At 74.8% G+C, this 908-nt stretch carries 1 protein-coding gene; it reads right to left on the bottom strand.

The features are described 5' to 3' along the window. Positions 1–55: 55 nt before the first annotated feature. On the bottom strand, positions 56–908 hold an 853-nt coding region (locus AX737_RS04645; protein WP_156453527.1), incomplete at its 5' end, for an EAL domain-containing protein.

The following is a 908-nucleotide window of genomic DNA, read 5'->3' as shown; positions in this document are numbered from 1 at the left end:
AGCAGGGCTCTGCCCTGCACCCGCCAAAGGTCTCGACCTTTGGAATCCAGAACTTTCAGGCCGCGGCCGCCCGGCCCCCGGGCGCGTCCAGGAAGGCCCCGAGATGCTCGGCCGCCATCGGCCGGCCGGTGAGGAAGCCCTGGATGTCGAGGTCGGCCTCCTCGGCCAGCAGCCGGCGCTGCGCCTCGGTCTCGACGCCCTCCGCGGTCACCGCGATGCCCAGCCCCCGGGCGAGCCCGACCACCGCGCGCACGATCGCGGTCGATTGCGGGGTCTCGCTCAGCTCGCGCACGAAGCTGCGGTCGATCTTGATCCGGGTCAGCGGGAAGCTGTGCACGAAGCTCAGGGACGAGTAGCCGGTGCCGAAATCGTCGAGCGCCAGCATCGTGCCAAGCGCCCGCAGGCGGCCGAGCAGGTCGCGGGCCGTCTCCCGGTTCTCCAGGATCGCCGTCTCGGTGATCTCCAGCTCCAGCCGTGAGGCGGGCAGCCCGGAGCCCGCCAGCGCCGTCTCGACGCCGGCCAGGAAGGCCGCGCTGCGCAGCTGCGTCGGCGAGACGTTGACCGCGACCGTGAGGTGCGCCGGCCAGCCCGCGGCCGTCGCGCAGGCTTCCTTCAGCACCCAGGCGCCGACCTCGGGCATCAGCCCGATCTCCTCGGCGAGCGGGATGAACTCGGCGGGCGGGACCGTCCGGCCATCGGGCAGGCGCCAGCGCAGCAGCGCCTCGAACCCCACGAGCGCGCCTCCGCGGACCCGGAAGATCGGCTGGTAGTGCAGCGCGAGGCCGCCCGCGCCGAGCGCCCGGCGCAGGTCGCGCTCCATCACCCGCCGCGCGGCGGCCCGGTCGCCCATGCCGGGCTCGTAGCGGCGCCAGCGCCGGCCTCGCGGTGGCCGAGGAGGAGGCCCCCAC

This window comes from Methylobacterium sp. CCH5-D2 (genome assembly GCF_001556475.1).
In the GTDB taxonomy this organism is placed as follows: Bacteria; Pseudomonadota; Alphaproteobacteria; order Rhizobiales; family Beijerinckiaceae; genus Methylobacterium; species Methylobacterium hispanicum.
This window is presented reverse-complemented; position numbering and strand designations above follow the sequence as displayed.